16 protein-coding genes are annotated in these 18,607 nt (G+C 73.7%); 13 read left to right on the top strand and 3 right to left on the bottom strand.

All coding sequences use genetic code 11. The features are described from left to right. Window positions 1-84: 84 nt before the first annotated feature. Entirely contained in the window at window positions 85-879 is a 795-nt protein-coding gene (locus L1785_RS06270; protein ID WP_236088349.1) for a DUF305 domain-containing protein, read from the top strand. 30 nt (window positions 880-909) lie between these two features. On the opposite strand, the gene L1785_RS06275 is transcribed toward L1785_RS06270, so the two are convergent. Next, a complete protein-coding gene (locus L1785_RS06275; RefSeq protein ID WP_236088482.1) occupies window positions 910-1,722 on the bottom strand; it encodes a CPBP family intramembrane glutamic endopeptidase in 813 nt (270 codons plus the stop codon). A gap of 124 nt (window positions 1,723-1,846) precedes the next feature. On the opposite strand from L1785_RS06275, the gene L1785_RS06280 reads away from it, so the two are divergent. Both L1785_RS06280 and L1785_RS06285 read left to right on the top strand, forming a co-directional pair. Further along, window positions 1,847-4,108 carry a carbon starvation CstA family protein gene (locus tag L1785_RS06280; RefSeq protein WP_372461808.1) on the top strand — a complete coding sequence of 754 codons (2,262 nt, stop codon included), beginning with the start codon at window positions 1,847-1,849 and terminating at the stop codon, window positions 4,106-4,108. Next, on the top strand, window positions 4,108-4,338 hold the full coding sequence (locus L1785_RS06285; protein WP_236088484.1) for a YbdD/YjiX family protein: 231 nt from the start codon (window positions 4,108-4,110) through the stop codon (window positions 4,336-4,338). Before L1785_RS06280 ends, L1785_RS06285 begins: the two co-directional genes overlap by 1 nt. A gap of 100 nt (window positions 4,339-4,438) precedes the next feature. Here L1785_RS06285 and L1785_RS06290 read toward each other — a convergent pair whose 3' ends face one another. Next, on the bottom strand, window positions 4,439-5,257 hold the full coding sequence (locus L1785_RS06290; protein ID WP_236088350.1) for an MBL fold metallo-hydrolase: 819 nt from the start codon (window positions 5,255-5,257) through the stop codon (window positions 4,439-4,441). A gap of 201 nt (window positions 5,258-5,458) precedes the next feature. On the opposite strand from L1785_RS06290, the gene L1785_RS06295 reads away from it, so the two are divergent. The 4 genes from L1785_RS06295 to L1785_RS06310 all read left to right on the top strand — a co-directional run bounded on the left by L1785_RS06295 (window position 5,459) and on the right by L1785_RS06310 (window position 9,810). Continuing rightward, window positions 5,459-6,865: a sensor histidine kinase gene (locus tag L1785_RS06295; protein ID WP_236088351.1), complete on the top strand. Its 1,407-nt coding sequence runs from the start codon at window positions 5,459-5,461 to the stop codon at window positions 6,863-6,865. Beyond that, the gene (locus tag L1785_RS06300; RefSeq protein ID WP_236088352.1) at window positions 6,862-7,551 is read left to right on the top strand and encodes a response regulator; all 690 of its coding nucleotides are present in this window, start codon (window positions 6,862-6,864) and stop codon (window positions 7,549-7,551) included. The genes L1785_RS06295 and L1785_RS06300 overlap by 4 nt, the downstream gene beginning before the upstream one ends. Before the next feature lie 115 nt (window positions 7,552-7,666). After that, entirely contained in the window at window positions 7,667-8,581 is a 915-nt protein-coding gene (locus L1785_RS06305) for an ABC transporter ATP-binding protein (RefSeq protein ID WP_236088353.1), read from the top strand. After that, window positions 8,578-9,810, top strand: coding sequence for an ABC transporter permease (locus L1785_RS06310; RefSeq protein WP_236088354.1), 1,233 nt, complete (start codon window positions 8,578-8,580; stop codon window positions 9,808-9,810). The genes L1785_RS06305 and L1785_RS06310 overlap by 4 nt, the downstream gene beginning before the upstream one ends. 36 nt (window positions 9,811-9,846) lie before the next feature. On the opposite strand, the gene L1785_RS06315 is transcribed toward L1785_RS06310, so the two are convergent. Then, window positions 9,847-10,671 (bottom strand): M15 family metallopeptidase, encoded by an 825-nt coding sequence (locus L1785_RS06315; protein ID WP_236088355.1) that lies wholly within the window; start codon window positions 10,669-10,671, stop codon window positions 9,847-9,849. Between the two features lie 215 nt (window positions 10,672-10,886). On the opposite strand from L1785_RS06315, the gene L1785_RS06320 reads away from it, so the two are divergent. The 6 genes from L1785_RS06320 to L1785_RS06345 all read left to right on the top strand — a co-directional run bounded on the left by L1785_RS06320 (window position 10,887) and on the right by L1785_RS06345 (window position 18,532). Continuing rightward, on the top strand, window positions 10,887-11,051 hold the full coding sequence (locus L1785_RS06320) for a hypothetical protein (protein WP_236088356.1): 165 nt from the start codon (window positions 10,887-10,889) through the stop codon (window positions 11,049-11,051). 144 nt (window positions 11,052-11,195) lie between these two features. Then, window positions 11,196-12,899, top strand: a complete 1,704-nt coding sequence (locus L1785_RS06325) for a hypothetical protein (RefSeq protein ID WP_236088357.1) — start codon at window positions 11,196-11,198, stop codon at window positions 12,897-12,899. Continuing rightward, entirely contained in the window at window positions 12,896-13,111 is a 216-nt protein-coding gene (locus L1785_RS06330; RefSeq protein WP_236088358.1) for a hypothetical protein, read from the top strand. The genes L1785_RS06325 and L1785_RS06330 overlap by 4 nt, the downstream gene beginning before the upstream one ends. Window positions 13,112-13,133: 22 nt before the next feature. After that, window positions 13,134-15,077 (top strand): outer membrane protein assembly factor BamB family protein, encoded by a 1,944-nt coding sequence (locus L1785_RS06335; protein ID WP_236088359.1) that lies wholly within the window; start codon window positions 13,134-13,136, stop codon window positions 15,075-15,077. Window positions 15,078-15,128: 51 nt separating this feature from the next. Continuing rightward, a complete protein-coding gene (locus L1785_RS06340) occupies window positions 15,129-16,952 on the top strand; it encodes an outer membrane protein assembly factor BamB family protein (RefSeq protein WP_236088360.1) in 1,824 nt (607 codons plus the stop codon). After that, on the top strand, window positions 16,949-18,532 hold the full coding sequence (locus tag L1785_RS06345) for an outer membrane protein assembly factor BamB family protein (RefSeq protein ID WP_236088361.1): 1,584 nt from the start codon (window positions 16,949-16,951) through the stop codon (window positions 18,530-18,532). The genes L1785_RS06340 and L1785_RS06345 overlap by 4 nt, the downstream gene beginning before the upstream one ends. Window positions 18,533-18,607 lie beyond the last annotated feature (75 nt).

The following is an 18,607-nucleotide window of genomic DNA, read 5'->3' on the forward strand; positions in this document are numbered from 1 at the left end:
CCTGCCGTGCCTCGGCCCACAGGTGACCGTCCGGACCACACGCGGGTCTTTCCACGGTCGTACTGCTGTGGAACGCTTCCCCGCGTGACGACACCGACCGGGCACGCCGAGCCGCCCGAGGCGAGCGATTCCCGGCCGGGCGTGCAAGGCGTGCCGGACGAGCCGACGCCGGCCCCGCCGGTGCCCGACCGTGGCTGGTGGCGGCAGCGGCTGCGCATCGCGCTCGCGGTGCTGTCCGTCGGCGTCGCGGTCAACCTGACGCTCTGGCTGTGGCTCGGGTGGAGCGTGCCGGCACGGCAGGCCGCGGCCGGGTACTCGGAGTCGGACTCGATCTTCGCGACCTTGATGGTGGAGCACCACGCCCAGGCGATCGAGGTGGCGTCGCTCGCCGCCGGGCGGGCGACGGATCCGGAGGTGCTCGCGACGACCGAGGCGATCTCGGCGTCGTCCGTCCAGCAGATCGAGGCGCACTCCGCGTGGCTGCGCGAACGCGGCATCCCCGTGCCGGCCGTGGGTGCCGAGGCGCTCGCCGTCGCGGCAGGGGACGCGAGCACGGCGGCCGACGACGGCTCCGGCCCGCGTGTTCCCGGCACGGACGGCCACGGCCACGGCGAGGGCTATCCGGACCACGGGATGCTCACCGTGGAGCAGGTAGACGTGATCGCCTCGCTGGAGGGCGTGCTCTTCGAGCTGCACCTGCTCGACGGGCTCGTCCGGCACCATGAGGGCGCACTGCAGCTCGCCGAGGACGAGGTCTATGCCGGCGAGGATGCCGACGCGGTGGAGCTTGCCCGTGAAGAGGCGGACATCACGACGGCCGAGCTGGCGACGCTGCGCGAGCTGCTCGGCCCCAAGATGGTGGCCCGATCTGCGGGGTGACCGCCCGGCGCGCGGCCGCCTGCGGGCTCGCTACCGCGGCGCGGTGACGAACACGTCGAACAGCTCGGGGTGGTGCCCGTGCACCAGCACGGCGAACACGACGACGTCGAACAGCAGGTGCACCGCCAGGACGTACGTGAGCGACTTGAACTTCGAGAAGATCCACCCCTGCACCAGCGCGAACGGCACCGTGATGAACGGCCCCCACTCCCGGTAGCCGAGCTCCCACAGGAACGACACGAACACGATCGCCTGCAGCACGTTCGCCGTCCACATCCCGAAGTGCTTCCGGTACAGCGCGAAGACGATGCACACGAAGAACAGCTCGTCCCAGGTGCCGACAGCGTTGACGCCCACGAGGAGCCGCCAGATGTCCTGGTCCGTCTCGAGCGTCGGCCAGTTCAGGTACGCGCCCGAGCCGAGGAAGTACCAGGGCAGCAGGAGGTACCCGACGACCACGACGACCACCAGGTAGACGATCTGGCCCCACGACCAGCGGTGCCCGGTCGCGACGGGGAACCGGATCGTGTCCTGCCCGAGCACGAACCGCGACAGCACCCACGGGACCAGCACCGCACCGCCGAGGGCGACCGCGAAGCGCACCATCCCGGCGTCCGTCAGGTCCGCCTGGAGGGGGATCGTCGAGATGATCCCGAGTCCCACGCCGACGAGCGCCAGATCCCGCCCGAGGGCCCGGTCCACGGCGAGCCCGAGCAGGATGCCGACGACCAGCGGCAGGTACGCCACCGGCCGCACGTGCACCGCGAACAGCAGCACCGCCGACGCGGACACGAGCCCCGCGGCCGTCAGGCGCAGCGCTGGCCGCAGGTCGGCTCGGAGCATGGTCACTTCGGTCACGGGAGCACCATCCCACATCCTTTACCCGCTCCTTGCCTCGTCCTACTGTGTCGGATGAAAGTTTTCTTCCGGACATCACCCCGGATGTCACCCCGGCAAGGAGGCCGTCGTGCGCTCACCCGAGCTTGTCCAGAAGGTCCGGAACGATCCGGGCCTGCCCCCGGTCGCGATCATCGACCGCCGACCCATGACCCCCGGCAAGAAGATCCTCTTCGCGGCCATCGGTCTCGTGGCGGCGATCGCGTGGGCGCTCGTCGCGTTCTTCCGGGGCGAGGACGTCAACGCCGCCTACTTCGTCCTCGCCGCGGTGGGCACCTACGTCATCGCGTACCGCTTCTACGCGCGCCTCGTCGAGTACAAGGTCGTGCGGCCCGACGACACCCGCGCCACGCCCGCCGAGCGGTACGAGAACGGCCGCGACTTCGCGCCGACGGACCGGCGCGTGCTCTTCGGCCACCACTTCGCCGCGATCGCCGGCGCCGGCCCGCTGGTCGGGCCCGTGCTCGCCGCGCAGATGGGATACCTGCCCGGCACCCTGTGGATCATCATCGGCGGCGTGCTCGCCGGCGCCGTCCAGGACTACCTGGTGCTGTGGCTGTCCACGCGGCGGCGGGGCCGCTCGCTCGGTCAGATGATCCGCGACGAGCTGGGCAGCGTCGGCGGCGCCGCGGGTCTCATCGGCGTCTTCGTCATCATGATCATCATCATCGCGGTGCTCGCGCTCGTGGTGGTCAACGCCCTCGCCGAGTCGCCGTGGGGCGTGTTCTCCGTCGGCTGCACCATCCCGATCGCGCTGTTCATGGGCGTGTACCTGCGGTTCCTCCGGCCCGGACGCGTCGCGGAGGTGTCGCTGATCGGCGTCGTGCTGCTGGTCCTGGCGATCGTCGCCGGCGGCTGGGTCGCGTCGACGTCGTGGGGCGTGGAGTGGTTCACGCTGGACAAGGTCACCCTCGCCTGGCTGATCACCGGGTACGGGTTCCTCGCCTCCGTGCTGCCGGTCTGGCTCCTGCTCGCCCCGCGCGACTACCTGTCCACCTTCATGAAGGTCGGCACCATCGTGCTGCTCGCGGTCGGCGTGATCGTGGCGCAGCCCGCCGTGCAGGCGCCCGCGGTGTCCTCGTTCGCGACGGCCGGGAACGGGCCAGCGTTCGCGGGCACCCTGTTCCCGTTCCTCTTCATCACCATCGCGTGCGGCGCCCTGTCGGGGTTCCACGCGCTCATCTCGTCGGGCACCTCCCCGAAGCTGGTGGAGAAGGAGAGCCAGCTGCGGCTCATCGGCTACGGCGGCATGCTCACCGAGTCGTTCGTCGCGATCATGGCCCTCGTCACCGCCGTGTCCATCGACCAGCACCTGTACTTCGCGCTCAACGCGCCCGCAGCACTCACCGGAGGGGAGGCCGGCACCGCGGCCGACTACGTCAACGGGCTCGGGCTGGGTGGCACGCCCGTCACCGGCGCCGACATCCAGGGCGCCGCGGACGGCGTCGGCGAGGAGTCGATCGTGTCCCGCACGGGCGGCGCGCCCACGCTGGCGTTCGGCATGGCGCAGATCCTCGGCTCGTTCCTCGGCGGCGCCGGGATGACGGCGTTCTGGTACCACTTTGCGATCATGTTCGAGGCGCTGTTCATCCTCACGACGGTGGACGCGGGGACCCGGGTCGCCCGGTTCATGCTGTCCGACACGCTCGGCAACCTCGGCGGGCCGCTCGCGAAGTTCCGCGACCCGTCGTGGCGCGTCGGTGCGTGGATCTGCTCGATCGTGGTGTGCGGGCTGTGGGGCGCGATCCTCCTCATGGGAGTCACCGACCCGCTCGGTGGCATCAACACGCTGTTCCCGCTGTTCGGTATCGCGAACCAGCTCCTCGCCGCCATGGCGCTCGCGCTCGTCACCACCGTGCTGATCAAGAAGGGCCTGCTCCGGTGGGCGTGGATCCCCGGCGTGCCGCTGGTCTGGGACCTCGCGGTGACCATGACCGCGTCGTTCCAGAAGATCTTCTCCGACGTGCCCGCCATCGGGTACTGGGCGAACCACAACGTGTTCCGCGAGGCGCGCGCGGCCGGAGAGACGTCTTTCGGGACCGCGACGACCCCCGAGGCGATGGACGCTGTCATCCGGAACACGTTCGTCCAGGGGACGCTGTCGATCGTGTTCGCCGCGCTCGTGCTCGTCGTTGCGCTCTCCGCAGTCTGGGTGTGGATCAAGGCGATTCGTGCGGGCGGCCTGCCCACCACGGAGGAGCCCGACTCGCCGTCGGCGCTCTTCGCCCCGTCCGGGCTGGTCACGACGGACGCCGAGAAGGAGGTCGCCGCTGAGTGGAAGGCGTACTACTCCGACAACCCGGACGCCGTCCGGACGGGGGCGCACGCGTGATGGGGGCCGGCGCCGGCGCCGCTGCCGGGGTGTCGCGTCTCGGCGGTGCGGCCCGTGCCTGGGGCGCCCTGACCTGGTACGTCAAGGGCGTGCTGGGTGAGAGCGACTACCAGCGGTACGTCGAGCACCTGCGGCGCGCGCACCCGGGCGACCCGGTGCCGACCGTGGGCGACTACTGGCGGGAGCGGTACGCGGAGCAGGACGTGAACCCGGGCGCTCGCTGCTGCTGACCCTCTCAGCGGGGGGAACGCACGAGACCACCTCCAGGTGGCTCAGGGAACTGTCTGAGCGACCTGGAGGTGGTCTCGTGCGTTCCCGACGTCGGGTGGGTTACGTCAGGTGGTCGAAGTCGCCGCGCGTCCAGGCCGCGTGGCGCTGCGCCGACCGGAGGACCGCCTCGCGGGCGTCGGCAGCGATGACGCCCCCGAGGTTGTTGTAGAGCCGCTCGAAGGGGAAGCGGGCCACGTGCTCCGCGACCCGCAGGGTGACCGCGCCGGACAGCGGGATCCGGTTCGGGTACGAGCGCATGAAGCTGACCGACGTGCGGTCCGGGTTCGCGAAGATCGTGTCGCCCGACAGGAGCACGCCCCGGCCCTCGGCCCCGGCCGCCCAGTGCACCACCGCGCTGCCCGGGAAGTGCCCGCCGGGCTGGGTGAGGGTGACGCCGGGCAGGATCTCCCGGTCCTCCTTCCAGGTCTCGACCGTCGGGCCGGTGCGGGCCAGCCAGCCGGCGTCCGCCTCGCTGACCAGGACGGGGACGTCCCCGAGCCGCCGGCTCCACTCGACCTGCACGCCGAACATGTGCGGGTGGCTCGCGATCACCGCCACGACGTCGCCGAGCTCGCGGACCGCCTCGACGGCGGCGTCGTCGAGGTAGCTGACCGGGTCCCACAGGAGGTTCCCCGCCGGGGTGCGGACCAGCTTGGCCTGCTGGCCGATGCCGATCACGGGCGGCTGCACGGTCAGCGCGAACAGGTCGGGCTCGAGCTCCGACATCTCGACGGCGACGCCCTCCCTGCCCAGCTCCTCGAGCGTGGTCCACAGCTGGCCCTCCGCGGGGACCCACTGGCGCTCGTCGGCGCACAACGCGCACACCTCCGGCCGGTCCGCGTGCTCCACGCCGCACGTGCGGCAGATCCAGAACGTCATCGCTGCTCCTCGGTGAGTCGGACGGGCCTGGGGTGTTGACCCCTGTCTCGGTCGCAACTCATCGTCACGACCAGGTATCTGTTCACCGTATGACCGACGGAGCGTGAACAACCACCTGGTCGCCGACCACCGGGTCGTGGAGCCGCCGACTCCGTCGCGAGGGGGAGGCCGGAGGCCGCCGTCGGTCAATACGCTGGGTGGATGCGCCACTCCACCGAGCAGCGACCCCGGGACCTCGCCGCGAGAGCAGCCGAGTGGTTCGGCGTCGACTCCGGCTGGGAGCGCGTGCCCGCGGACCCGCGCGCGGCGTACCGCAACGACATCTACCTCGCGGTCTTCTTCACCGCGGTCGCGGTGCTCGCCGCGGAGCTGGCCCGCAGCTTCGGCCAGTTCGAGGACGTGGACCAGCCGGCCTGGCTCCTGTACCTGCTGTCCGGGGTGGCGGGGGTGTCGCTGGCGTGGCGCCGCCGCCGGCCGCTCCTGACGGTCTGCCTGGTCTACGCCCAGTTCCTCGCGGTGGGCCTGACCGTCCCGATGGTCACGGCGCTCGCGCCGCTCCAGGTCCTGTACTTCGTCGCCCTCTACACCGCGGTCGCGTGGGCGCGGGACCGGCGCGCGATGCTCCTGGTGGCCGGGCTCGTGGTTCTCGCGATGCTCGCGTGGCTCGCGTGGCAGCTCGCGGTCGGGTCGGGGATCGACGACTGGCTCGACGAGGTCGGCACGGGCGACCGGCGGCCCGGCCTGTTGCCGCCGGTCACGGCCTACGTGATCTCCATGTGGCTCGTGAACCTGGCGTACTTCAGCGGGGCGGTCGTCGCGGGCCAGCTCATGTGGCACGCGGCCCGGCGCCGCGAGCAGCTGGCGGAGCAGGCCGCCACGATCGAGCGGCAGGCGGAGGAGCTCCAGCGTCAGGCGGTCGTGGCGGAGCGGCTGCGGATCGCGCGCGAGCTGCACGACGTCGTCGCGCACCACGTCTCCGTCATAGGCATCCAGGCGGCCGCGGCCCGTCGGGTGCTCACCCGCGACCCGGCGGCGGCCACCGCGCCGCTCGCCACCATCGAGGGGGCGTCGCGCGACGCCGTCACGCAGATGCGCAGCCTGCTCGGCACCTTGCGCGACGTCGACCGGGGGCTCGCGGGCGGCCGCGCGTCCGCGCAGGTGGACCACCGCGCGCCGGAGCCCGGGCTCGCCGAGATCACCGGGCTCGCCGACGAGCCCGGCGTCGACGTCACCTACCGCCTCGTGGAGGACCCGGCGGGCGCGTCCGCCGAGGTCCCGGAGACGGTCGGCCTGAGCCTGTACCGCACCACCCAGGAGGCGCTCGCCAACGTGCGGCGGCACTCGACGGCCCGTGGCGCGAGCGTCGTCGTGCGCGTGGAGCGCCGCCCCGGCGCGGTCCCGGGCGATCCCCGGTTCCGGCACGGCTTCGCCGAGGTCGAGGTGCTCGACGACGGCAGGTCCCGCCCCGGCACGTCCGGCACCGGGCTCGGCATGCTGGGCATCCGGGAGCGGGTGGCGGCGCACGGAGGCGTCGCCGAGATCGGCCCGCGCGCGACGGGCGGCTACCGTGTCCGCGTGCGACTTCCCCTGCCCGAGGAGTGCCTGTGAACAGGCCGGACGCCGTGCGTGTCCTCCTCGTGGACGACCAGCAGCTGGTCCGGTCGGGCTTCGCCCTCATCCTGTCGGTGGAGGACGGCCTCGAGGTGGTCGGTGAGGCGGCCGACGGCGCCGCAGCGGTCGACCTGGCGCGGAAGCTCCGGCCCGACGTCGTCCTCATGGACGTGCAGATGCCCGTCATGGACGGCATCGAGGCCACGCGCCGGATCGTCGCCGACGACCTGGCGAAGGTGCTGGTCCTGACGACGTTCGACCACGACGAGTACGTCTTCGACGGTCTCGCGGCCGGCGCCTCCGGCTTCCTGCTGAAGAACTCGGACGCCGAGCACCTCGTCGAGGCCGTGCGGACCGTGGCGGCCGGGCACGCCCTCCTCGCGCCGCAGGTCACGCGGCGCGTGATCCAGCAGATGGTGGCCGGCGGGTCCGGCGCGGGGGGCGGCACGCCGCCCGACGCCGGACGCCCGCCCGTGCACGACCCTCGCCTCGGGGACCTCACCCCGCGCGAGCGGGAGGTGCTCGTGCTTGTCGGGACGGGCCTGTCGAACGCGGAGGTCGCAGCCGAGCTGTTCCTCGGCGAGGCGACGGTCAAGACGCACGTCTCGAACATCCTGTCGAAGCTGCAGGTCCGGGACCGCGTCCAGGCGGTGGTCCTCGCCCACCGCTGGGGCCTCGTCTGAGCGTTCGCCGGACGGAGTCGTGCGCGGGCAATGATCGTGTCCGGCCGGCGGGGGAGGCCCCGGATCAGCCGTGCGGGTGATCCGCCCCGTTCGTCCCCCGCCTAGCGTGGAGCACATGAGTCCTCAGCACACAGACGGCCCGGACCTGGAGGTCCGCGACCTCACCCGGGTCTTCGGCGCCGGTCCGGTCCGAGCGGTCGACGGCGTCTCGTTCACGGCGCCGTCCGGCCTGCTCACCGGGTTCGTCGGCGCCAACGGCGCCGGCAAGACGACGACCATGCGCATGATCATGGGCGTCCTCGCGATCACGTCCGGCGAGGTCCGCTTCGGTGGTCGTCCCGCCACCACGCAGGACCGTCGCACGTTCGGCTACATGCCGGAGGAGCGCGGGCTCTACCCGAAGCAGGCGGTCCTGGACCAGCTCGTCTACCTCGCGCGGCTCCGCGGCATTGATGCGACCGCCGCCCGCGCCGAGGTGCTGGACCACCTCGACCGCCTCGGCCTGGCGGGGCGCGCGAGGGATCACGTGGAGAAGCTGTCGCTCGGCAACCAGCAGCGCGTGCAGATCATCGCCGCGCTCATGGGGGCGCCCCGCGCGCTGATCCTCGACGAGCCGTTCAGCGGCCTCGACCCGGCGGCGGTCGAAGGCATGGTCGACCTCCTGCGCGAGCACACTGCGCGCGGCGTCCCGGTGCTCTTCAGCTCGCACCAGCTCGACCTCGTGGAACGGCTCTGCGAACGGCTCGTCGTCCTCAAGCAGGGGCGTGTCGTCGCCGACGGAGCACCGGCCGATCTGCAGAGCACCGGCACCGTGCGGCACCGGCTCGTCGTCTCGGGCGACGCCGGGTGGGCGCGCGGCGTCCCGGGGATCCACGCCATCGACGTGGACGGCCCGACAGCACTCGTCGAGGCCGTCGACGACACAGCGGTCCAGCGGCTCCTGACCACCGCGCTCGAGCGCGGCGCCGTGCACGAGCTCACTCCCGTCCGGCCCACCCTGGCCCAGATCTACCGTGAGGTGACCGCATGACCCGCTCCGACGTCGGACGCGACACCAGCAGCGCCTGGCTGCTCGTGACCCAGCGCGAGGTCGTGGTGCGCGCGCTGAACAAGTCGTTCGTCGTCGGCCTGCTCGTGTCGCTCGGGCTGATCGCCGGCCTGATGGCGTTCTTCACCTGGCAGGGCAGCCGTGCAGAGACGTTCACGGTGGCCGTCGAGGCGAGCGACACTGCCGCGGCCGCCACCGTGGCGGCCGCCGCCGCCGCGGCCAGGGCGGCCGCCGACGAGGCCGAGGAGTCGGGCGGGCCCGGCGCCGAGCGCGTCGAGGTGATGGTCCTCGAGGTGACCGGCGACGACGCGGCCCGTGCCGCGCTCGAGGACGAGACCGCGGACGCCTGGCTGAGCGGCGGGGACGCCGGGTGGACCCTCACGACGCTGCGGCAGCCCGACCTGGAGCTCGTCGGGCTCCTGACCGCCACCGTGCGCGAGGAGGTCGTCGCGGAGAACGCGACGGCCGCGGGTACGAGTCCGGAGGAGCTGACGGCCGGGAGCGAGCTTGCCACCGAGAGCCTGGACGGCGACGCGCTGGACCCGGGCCTGATCTACCTGACGAGCTTCGTCCTCGCGTTCCTGTTCTTCATGGGCGCGGTCGGGTCGGGCGCGATGATCGCGGGCAGCGTCATCGAGGAGAAGCAGTCGCGGCTCGTGGAGATCATCGCGACGGCGGTCCCGCTGAGGCACGTCCTCGCCGGCAAGATCCTCGGCAGCTCGGTGATCGCGCTGGCGCAGAACCTCCTGTTCGGAGTGGTCGGTCTCGCCGGGATCTCGTTCACGCCCTGGGCGCAGGCCCTGCCCGCGCTGTCGGCGTCGATGGTGTGGTTCGTCGTCTTCTTCACCGTCGGCTTCGTCGCCGTCGCGGCCCTGTACGCGGTGGCGGGCGCGCTCGCGTCCCGCACGGAGGACCTCCAGGCGACGACGACGCCGTTGATGCTGCTGCTCATGGGCATCTACGTGATCACGTTCAGCGCCGACGGCGTGCTGGAGCGCGTCCTGTCGTTCGTGCCGGTCGCATCGATCGTGTCGATGCCCGTCCGGGTGCTGTCCGGCGACGCCCAGTGGTGGGAGCCCGTGGTCTCGCTGCTGCTGCTGGTGGCGTTCGCCGTCGGGGCCGTGCTCGTGTCCGAGCGCGCGTACCGCGGGGCGCTCCTGCAGACCGGCGGACGGCTCACGTGGCGGCAGGCGCTGCGGGCCGAGGCCTGACGTCGCGGGCGCCGGGGCGCGTGGCCGCCCCGGCGCTCAGCGGCCCGTCGTCGAGAAGTGCTGGTAGTCCTTCGGCGCGTCCCACGACCCGCCCCAGGACCAGCCGGCCGCGGCGAACGCCCGGACCACGGCGTCGTCGGGCAGGATGACGGCCGGCTCGACGGGACGCGCCACGTACGCGGCACCGGCGGGCGGTTGCACGGTGCTGCCCGACACCCACGGGTTCTCGATCGGGTTCACGTCGATCGCACGCCCGTACGCGTGCTCGCTCCACCGGCGCGTGCCCGCGACGACGCGGCAGTTGAACGCCGACGTGTTGCCCGCCGCCATGGAGGCGTCGTCGCTCGCGCCGAAGTCGTCGACCAGGCGCATGGAGCGGATCGGGTAACCGGCGTCGAACAGCGCGCGGAGCACGCCGACGAGGCCGTCCGCCACGTCGGCGTGCACCACGAGCTCGCCCTGGGCGGTTCCGCCGTCGACGGTGCGGTGCATGGCCGCCAGGTACCGCAGGTCCGACAGGGGGACGGGACACCCCTCCTGCCAGGAGACGCCCACCATGCGGGCCGCGACCTGGTCCGGGATCGGGGAGACGGAGGCGGTGAACACCGGGCCGTCCGACGGCGGGTCGGGTTCGGCGGTGGCGTCGCCCGGTGCGGGGGCGGGTGTACCGGCCGAGGGCGGCCCGGCCGGTGGCGACCCGGCCGCGGGGTCCGGCGGGGCCGGAGAGGCCGTGCGCGAGGGTGAGGCGGAGGGCGACGCGTCCGGCGTCGTGCACCCGGCGAGGATCGCCCCGGTGAGCGCCGCCCCGGTGAGCGCGGCGACGGCTCTCTCCGCGACCCGCGCCCGCCACGTTCTCCGCATCACCCCAGTCTTCCGAGGCCGGGGCGAGCGCGCAGCCCCGGCGCGACCCGCCGGGTGCTTTCTGGCGGAGTTTCGCGCCGGAGTCGTGCACCCGCCGGAGCGGGCGAAACGGTCACGCACGTGTCCCATCGCGGCAACACCCAGGAAACTCCTTGGCGGAACCATGAAAGACATGGTGTCCGCGCCCGGGACGCCCCGTCCGGCTGGAGGACCCCATGGACGCTTCGTTCGCCCCCGTTCCCGCGCCCGCCGCTCCCGCTGAGCAGCGGCGCACCAACCCGGGAGACGAGCTGACCGTCGACCCCATCGACCGCAAGCGCCGCGCGAACGCCGCGCTCCTGGAGCTGGCGATGGTCCAGGCGGCCCGCCGCGCGAGCTGACGCCCGGCTCTCGCGGCGCTCACCCCGGCCGCGTCCGCCCGGCCGACCAGGATGTGGGTTGCGGAATGAGCTCCGATTCCGCAACCTGCGTCCTGGTCGGCGGGACTCGCTCCCGGTGCGCAGCGCGCCCGCTAGCCTGCGCGGATGAGGTCACGCCGTAGCGGTGCGATGCACACGTTCGACCTGGTCGACGACGGCGAGGACGCCCGCGACGAGCCGGGTGCGGGCGTCGGCGGACGGACTGCTGTCGGGGACGGCGCCGGACGGGCGGGCAAGGGCGGCGGTGCCGACGCGATGGATGGTGCGGCTGCCGACCCCGAGCCCGCCCCGGAACCGTCCGCCCTCGACGTCGCCGTCCTCTGCGTCGGGCGTTCCCTCCGGCGGGTCGCCCGGGACCCGCGGCGGTTCCTGCCGCGCTCGCGCGCGGCACGCGTTGCGCTCGCGGGCGGGCTGGTCTCTGTCGTCGCGGCGGTGTCGGCAGGTATGACCGTGCACCGCCTGGCCGAGCAGGACGCGCGGCACGCCCTGCTGGCGACGGCGCCGGGCGGAGTGGTCAGCCTGGAACGTCCGCCGGTCAGCCGCTGGAGCGCCGGTACGTACGCCGCCGAAGACCTCCCGGTCGTGGTGCCGGGCGCGATCGTGACGGTGAACGGGGGCATGGTCACCGCGATCGACGTCGCGACCGGGAACCCGCGCTGGGAGGCCGAGGTGCCGGAGGGAACCGAGTGCGGTCCGGCTCCCGACGCCGGCGCGGGCCCCTCGGCCCAGGTCGAGGCGGCTCTCCCGCTCGACCGGATCGTGTGCGTGACCGGCGGTCCGGAGCCGTCGGTGACGGTGCTGGCCCCGGACGGGACGGTGGTCGCGATCCGTGACCTGGACCCCTGGCCGGGGACGTATCACCCCGCCGCGGACGGCGGGCTGCTGTATGTGGATCGGGTCGAGCCGGCGCTCGAGCCGCTGATCGTCGCGGGCACCACGGCCGGGGACGTCTGGGACGGGTTCGTCCAGCTCGAGGACTGGTCGGTGCTCCCACCAGGGTGGGCCGGCCAGGCAGGAACCCGCCCCAGGGTCAGCGTGGCCATGCTCGACGCGGTCACGGGCGACACACGCTGGGAGTACGAGCTGATGAACCGGGGCTGGGACCCCGCCTTCTGCGCGGACGTGACCGTGCAGGGCGACACCCTGTCCGTCGACGTCGGAGTCGTGACGGTGACCTCGACGCCGACCCTCGTCAGCGTCATGACCTGCGGTGCCGGCGCGGTCGTCACGCCCGACGGTACGCCGCTCGACAGGTACGACTACCCGCTCGCACGGCCCGACCGGGCCGGCATCGGACAGCAGATGTTCGGCGCGCAGACCCTCGAGCCCTACGCCGACGGCGGTTACGTGCGTCGCATCCCGGACGCCGAGACCCTCCTCGACATCGACGGCAACGAGGTCCTCACCGCCTGGAGCGGTGCCACGCTGCTCAACCCGCTCTCGACGGACGGCGACCATCGCGACCTGATCCTCACCTCCGGAGGGATCACGCTGATCGGGCAGGACGCGGCAGGGGCGGAGCACTGGCGCGTGCGGGCGGGGGACGTGCTGGTCGTCGCGCGCACCGCCGACGCGATCGTCACCGCGCTCCCCACCGGGGAGCTCGCCGCCTACGACCCGGCGACGGGCGCATCGCTCTGGAAGGGCATTCGTGTGTCCGGTACCTGGGCGCAGGCCTTCCACAGGAGCATCGTCTCCGCGGCCACGGACGGCGAGACGGTGCTGCTCGCGCTGGGCCTCGAACCGACTCAGGTGCTTCAGCCGTACAACCTGCCCGCCGCCACGGCCTGGGACCGCGCGGCACCGTGACGCGACCGGCCGGCGTGCGGCTCGTCGCCGTCGACGTGAGCTCGGGGCGGATCCTCTGGGAGGCCGAGCGGGACAGCGGCCTCGCGCCGTGGCTCGTCGGCGTGGACGGGCACCTCGTCGAGATCACTCGCCTCGAGGATCTCGACGAGACGATCGGCGCCGACGGCGAGCGGGTCACCGTGCGGCCCGGCATGGTGGTCGGCCTCGGCTGAGAGGCCCCGATAGCCTCTCCCCGTGACCTCGCCCCGCGACACCGACCGAGTGCACTCGTTCGACCTGGTTGAGGAGGACGGCTCCGACAGCCCTGACGGCACCGGCTCCTCCCTCGCGCCGGACGGCGCGTCGGTCCCGGACGCCCCGGCCGCGCCCGGGACCGACGACGGCATGATCGTCGGCGTGCCCGAGTTCGGCGAGAAGTCCGCCGACGACCAGGGCGAGGCGGTGCAGCGGGCTGAGCGTCCGGCGTCGGGCAGCGGGTTCCTGGCGGGTGCCGGCGAGCGGGTGTCAGGTGCCCTCGCCACCGTCCGCGACCGCGCCGCGACGGGCGCCCGCGCCGGAGCCACGGCCGTGCGCGACCGCATCCCGCGCAGCCGCCGGGGACGGGCGCTGCTCGCTGCCGGCACCGCCGCGGTGCTGGTCGCGGGCGCGGCGGGCGGCGTCGCGATCGACCGCCTCGTGGACGCGGCGCACCTGCGCGCCGCCCCGGGCGGCGTGACGACGCTGGCGCTCGAGCCCGCGCAGAGGTGGTCGGTCGAGGTGACGTCGCCGCTGAGCGCGCACCTGGTGCGGATGCCAGGCGTGGTCGGCGTGGTCACGACGGACCGCGTGCTGGGCCTCGACCCGGCGACGGGTGCGGAGCGGTGGTCGGTGCCGCTGGGCGCGAACGCCTCGTGCGGGCCGCTGCCGGCCGTGCGGTCCGAGGCGGCGCTCGTGCTGGACGAGCTCGTGTGCATCTCCTCGGACGAGGCGACGGAGGCGAGCGATGGCGCCCCGGACCCCGAGTCCGAGCGGACCGTGACCGTCGTCGACGCGGACGGCACCACGCAGGAGCGGACGCTCGAGCCCGGCGCGACCGCGGTGCCGGCGGCCGACGGCGGCCTGTTCGTCGTCGAGCGCACGGGCGACGCCCCCGACGAGGCCGCTGCCATGGCCGGTCTGGAGATCGTTCGTGACGCCGAGGGCAACGAGATCTCCCTCGGCGGCACGCTCCAGGACGGCTGGGACCTCGAGGTCCGCCTCGAGGACGCCGCGACGGGCGAGACCCGCTGGGAGCGCGGCCTGCCGTTCGTGCCGGTGGACGCGTCGTTCTGCGTGACCTGGGCCGACCGCGAGCCGGAGCTCGACCTCGACGGTCCGATCTCGGCGGTCGCCACGCCGAGCGCGCTCGCCGTCGGCGCCTGCGGCGTGCAGGGCGTCTTCACGCCGGAGGGCGATCCTGTCGAGACGCTCGGGGAGCTGACGAGCGCCGGATGGGAGCCGAGTCCCGCGGACCAGGCGTCGCTACAGGTCTTCGTCCAGGACGGCGTGCCGAACGTCCAGCACGGCCTCGGCAGCCTGCCCGGGACGCGCTACCCGCTCGCGGGCGGAGGCTACGCCCGGTTGGACGGCCTCGTCGTGACCCCGGACGGCGAGCGCGTCCGCACGGACGGGACCGTCCTCGACCCGTTCACGACCGACGGTGGCGACGGCCCCCTCCTCGTCCAGCGGGACGGTGCGCTGGTCGCCCTCGACATCGACGGCACGACGTTGTGGACGTCCGAGCTGGTCGCCTACGGGGTGCTCGCCCGCACAGCGGACCTCGCCGTGGTCGCCGGGGTGCGTGGCGCGCTCCAGGGCGTGGATCTCGCCTCGGGCGAGGTCGTGTGGTCGGCCGACCCCGAGCTGCTCGTGCCCGGCATCACCTGGACCGGGCTCGACGCGCTGGTCTTCGCCGCGTTCACCGACGGCGACACGCTGCTGCTCGCGGTGAACGACGACCCCACGGACGCCGCGAACATCAACGCCCAGCCTGGCGAGGCCACCGCGCCAGTCACGAGCGGCCTGCGGCTCCTCGCCCTCGACCTCGACTCGGGCGAGGTTCGGTGGGAGCAGCGGCAGGAGACCCCCTACACGCAGCTCCTCAGCGTCGACGGGCACCTCGTGCAGATCACCGAGCAGGGGATCGCCGGCCTCGGGTGACGTGTCCTCCCGGAGGGGGTGAGCGGGAGGGCTGGGAGATACGCTCGCGCCATGGCTCGCAAGCGCCGCGACGACGCAGCCGCATACACGTTCGACCTGGTCGGCGACGACGCGGAGGACTTCGACGCGGGCCGGGCGCTCGTGACGCAGGCTGCGGCCCAGGCCGGCCGGCCCGGGGTTCCGGTGCCCGACGCCGGTGGTCCCGCCGTCGGCTCACCCGGCGGCGGCCTCACCACGAAGGACGGACCCGCCGCCCCGCCCTCGGGGTGGCGGGCGTGGCGGTCTCGCGCCACGACGTCGACCCAGGCCCAGGACGGCGCCACCTACCGCTTCGAGCTCGTCACGGACGAAGACGACGACGGTGACGTCGTCGCGGAGGTGCGCGACCGGGTGGCTGCGAACCGCCGGATTCTCGTCCCCGCCGTCGGGGCGCTCGCGGCGCTCACGATCGTCGGCGCCACCGTGGGCACGGTGCGTGAGCACCAGCGGGCGGAGCGCCTGCGGGTCGCGGCCGGTGGCGTCCTGTCGCTCGACGACGCGCCCGAAGAGCGGTGGCGGGCGCAGGTGCCGACGATGAACCTCGGGTTCCTGGACGGCGACCTCTTCGCCGCGGACGCCGAGGGGGTGCACGGGATCGACCCGCAGACCGGGGACGAGGCCTGGTCGGTGGCCCTCGACGACGCGCAGTGCGGTTCCATCGACGGCCAGTGGTGGTCGTCGATGCCCGACCTCGGGCAGCTGGTGTGCGTTCAGGGGACGGGCGACGACCGGACCCTCGTCGTCGTCGGGCCGGACGGCGCCGTCTCCGAGCCCCGGAGGCTCGACCCGGAGGCAGGTGTGCCCCACCCCGGACCACGCGGGACGGTCGTGCTGGTGCGGCGCGTCGGCGAGCCCGGGGATCCGGGGGACGCCGCGGTCGACTGCCTGCCGGACAGCTCGTGCAGCACGACGGGGCAGGTTGCCAGCGCCCGCGACATCGAGGTCCGGGTCGAGGACGCGGTCACCGGCGAGCTCCGATGGGAAAGCGCCGTCGACGCTGAGGTCGGTGGGGACACGTGGGAGTGCGTGAGCTGGAGCGAGACACGGACGAGTCTTGACCTCGAGGCGGTCCGGGTGGGCGGTGGCCCCACGCTCGTCACCATGGACGGCTGCGGCGTGCACGCGGCCTGGACGGCGGACGGGGCGACCCTCGGGGCCCGGCCCGTCGACGCGCCCGGGCCCTTCGGGCCCTCCTACACGGAACCGGTGCCCGGCGGCTACGTGCAGCGCAGCGTGCAGGTCGGGTCCGGGTTCAAGGACCGCTTCTACGGGCCGGACGGAACGGTCGAGCAGGAGGTCGACGGTTCCGTGCTGATCCCGCAGTCGAGCGACGGCACGGCGGACGGGTTTCACTTCGTCGGAGGCATCCCGACGTTGACGGCGTACGACGCCGGCTGGGGCACGCTGTGGAAGGCGTCGCTCCTCGTGGACAGGGTGCTCGCGGTGGCGGACGGCATCGTCGTGGTCGGGGGCACCTCGTCGACCAAGGTGATCGCCCTCGACCTCGCCACGGGCGGGGAACTGTGGGACTGGACCGTGCCGCCCGAGACGGTGTCCGACGACGGGAGCGTCGTCACCACCGGCGGTGGATGGATCAACCAGGCGTTCACCGACGGCCGGATCGTGGTGGTCGCGATGCAGGCCAGCTCGGGCATTGAGATGCCCCCGGTGATCTCCTACGGGCTCGACCTCGTGACGGGCGAGGTGGTGTGGACCGACGCGGCGCCCGGAGAAGCCACTCTGCTCAGCGCGGGCGGCCGCCTCTACCGGCTCGAGTTCACGCCGTCCCAGGACACGGAATTCGAGTGGAGTGCTGAGCTCGTGGGGCTGGGATGACCCCGCACCGGCACGCCGACGACGCATGGCGGATCGAGCTGGACGAGGGTGACCCCGAGTCTCAGCCCGCACCGCCCGACGGTGGGCCGGTGCAGCGGGACGAGCGCCCGGCGTCGGGCAACGAGGTGAGGGCGTGGCGCCGGCCGCACGAGCTGGTGGCCACGGCAGGCGTGCTGGCGCTCGTGTTCTGCGGCGGGCTCGTCGCGTCGACGCTGCGCGACCGCGCGTACGTCGAGCGGCTCCGCGGCGCACCCGGCGGCGTGCTCACGCTTCAGCACGAGCCGGCCGAGGCGTGGGCGCTGCCCGCTGACGTCGGGGCGGTGCTGACGGTGCCGGGCGCGGTCGTGCTCCCCTCGGCCGCCTCGCTCGTGGCCCTCGACCCAGTGAGCGGCGCGACCCTGTGGACGGTCGCGACCGGCCTCGACGCCGTGTGCGGGCCGGTCGACGTGGACGGCGCCGTCTCCCGCGTGGTCGACCCGGTGGTATGTGTGCACGGCGTCGGTGAGCGGGTCGCGACCGTCGTGGCCGCGACCGGTGAGGTCGTTGCCGAGCGGCCGGTTGCCGCCGGGACGCGCCCCGGGTCCCTGGGGACGGTCGTCCGTGCGCGCCGGGTCGGGGACCCCGTGCCGGCCGATCACGACGCGTCGGCGGCGTGCATCGAGACCGTGTGCACGTTCGAGGGGTCCATCGACCGTGGCCGGGACGTCGAGGTGCGCGCCGAGGACGCCGTCACCGGCGACGAGCGCTGGACGTGGCGGGTGCCCTTCTGGCCCGCCGTCGTGCCGGACTGCATCGACCGGCTCGCCGACGGACGGGTCGGGGTCGACGCCGAGCTCACCCGGGTCGAGGGCGCCCCCGCGTTCGTGCGCGTCGCCGGGTGCGGCGTCCATGCCGTCTTCGCCGACGACGGGCGGCGGCTCGACCCCGCCGGCGCCGGCCACTTCGTCGACGTCCACGCGCTGCCCGGGGGCGGATACGTCGCGCGGGGGCCGCAGCACGACATGCTGGTGGACGGCGACGTCCCGGCTGCCGCTCCCGGTACGGGGAGCGACGGCGAGGCGCCGCCGGCGGAGGGGCGGGAGCTGCCCGGCCGCCTGCTGCTGCCGCGTGCGACGGACGGGACCGACCCGGGCGTGCTGCTGGTCGACCTGGGCACCCGCGTCCGTGCCGAGGACCGGGACGGACGCGAGCTGTGGACGGCACAGGCGCCCGCCGCCCGCCTCCTCGTGCAGGCGGCGGGCGTGGCCCTCCTCGACGACGGTGCGGGCAACGTCGGCGCGGTCGACCTCGGCACCGGCGAGGAGCTGTGGCGGCAGAACCGCCTCGACGACGCCGCCGGCCTGGACGGCACGGTGTGGGCGCCCACGGTCGAGCAGGCGTTCACCGACGGACGCCGCGCGCTCGTCACGATGCGGGGCATGCCAGGTGACTGGCCTCAGGAGCTGTACGCCGTCGCCGTCGACCTGCGCACCGGGCGGATCGAGTGGGGCGCGAGGCTCGTCGGCCTGCGCTGGCTGGTCGCCGTGGACGGGGAGCTGGTGGGGGTGGGCGAGGGCCGCCTGGTGGGCCTGACGCCGTGACCCGCCCGCTCGGCCGGTGCGTCGGCTTGGTCGGTCCCGCTCGGGCGGTGGCGTGTCGGTGGGTCGGCCTAGGGT

Origin of the sequence: Antribacter soli, from assembly GCF_021568775.1 — a bacterium.
Taxonomy (GTDB): Bacteria; Actinomycetota; Actinomycetes; order Actinomycetales; family Cellulomonadaceae; genus Antribacter; species Antribacter soli.

Excerpts from the sequence above, each read along its gene's own strand:
- L1785_RS06290 (WP_236088350.1), bottom strand. The coding sequence starts at position 5,257 with ATGACGTTCTGGATCTGCCGCACGTGCGGCGTGGAGCACGCGGACCGG.
- L1785_RS06325 (WP_236088357.1), top strand. The coding sequence starts at position 11,196 with ATGAGGTCACGCCGTAGCGGTGCGATGCACACGTTCGACCTGGTCGAC.
- L1785_RS06320 (WP_236088356.1), top strand. The coding sequence starts at position 10,887 with ATGGACGCTTCGTTCGCCCCCGTTCCCGCGCCCGCCGCTCCCGCTGAG.
- L1785_RS06340 (WP_236088360.1), top strand. The coding sequence starts at position 15,129 with ATGGCTCGCAAGCGCCGCGACGACGCAGCCGCATACACGTTCGACCTG.
- L1785_RS06285 (WP_236088484.1), top strand. The coding sequence starts at position 4,108 with ATGGGGGCCGGCGCCGGCGCCGCTGCCGGGGTGTCGCGTCTCGGCGGT.
- L1785_RS06345 (WP_236088361.1), top strand. The coding sequence starts at position 16,949 with ATGACCCCGCACCGGCACGCCGACGACGCATGGCGGATCGAGCTGGAC.
- L1785_RS06305 (WP_236088353.1), top strand. The coding sequence starts at position 7,667 with ATGAGTCCTCAGCACACAGACGGCCCGGACCTGGAGGTCCGCGACCTC.
- L1785_RS06315 (WP_236088355.1), bottom strand. The coding sequence starts at position 10,671 with ATGCGGAGAACGTGGCGGGCGCGGGTCGCGGAGAGAGCCGTCGCCGCG.
- L1785_RS06295 (WP_236088351.1), top strand. The coding sequence starts at position 5,459 with ATGCGCCACTCCACCGAGCAGCGACCCCGGGACCTCGCCGCGAGAGCA.
- L1785_RS06310 (WP_236088354.1), top strand. The coding sequence starts at position 8,578 with ATGACCCGCTCCGACGTCGGACGCGACACCAGCAGCGCCTGGCTGCTC.
- L1785_RS06275 (WP_236088482.1), bottom strand. The coding sequence starts at position 1,722 with ATGCTCCGAGCCGACCTGCGGCCAGCGCTGCGCCTGACGGCCGCGGGG.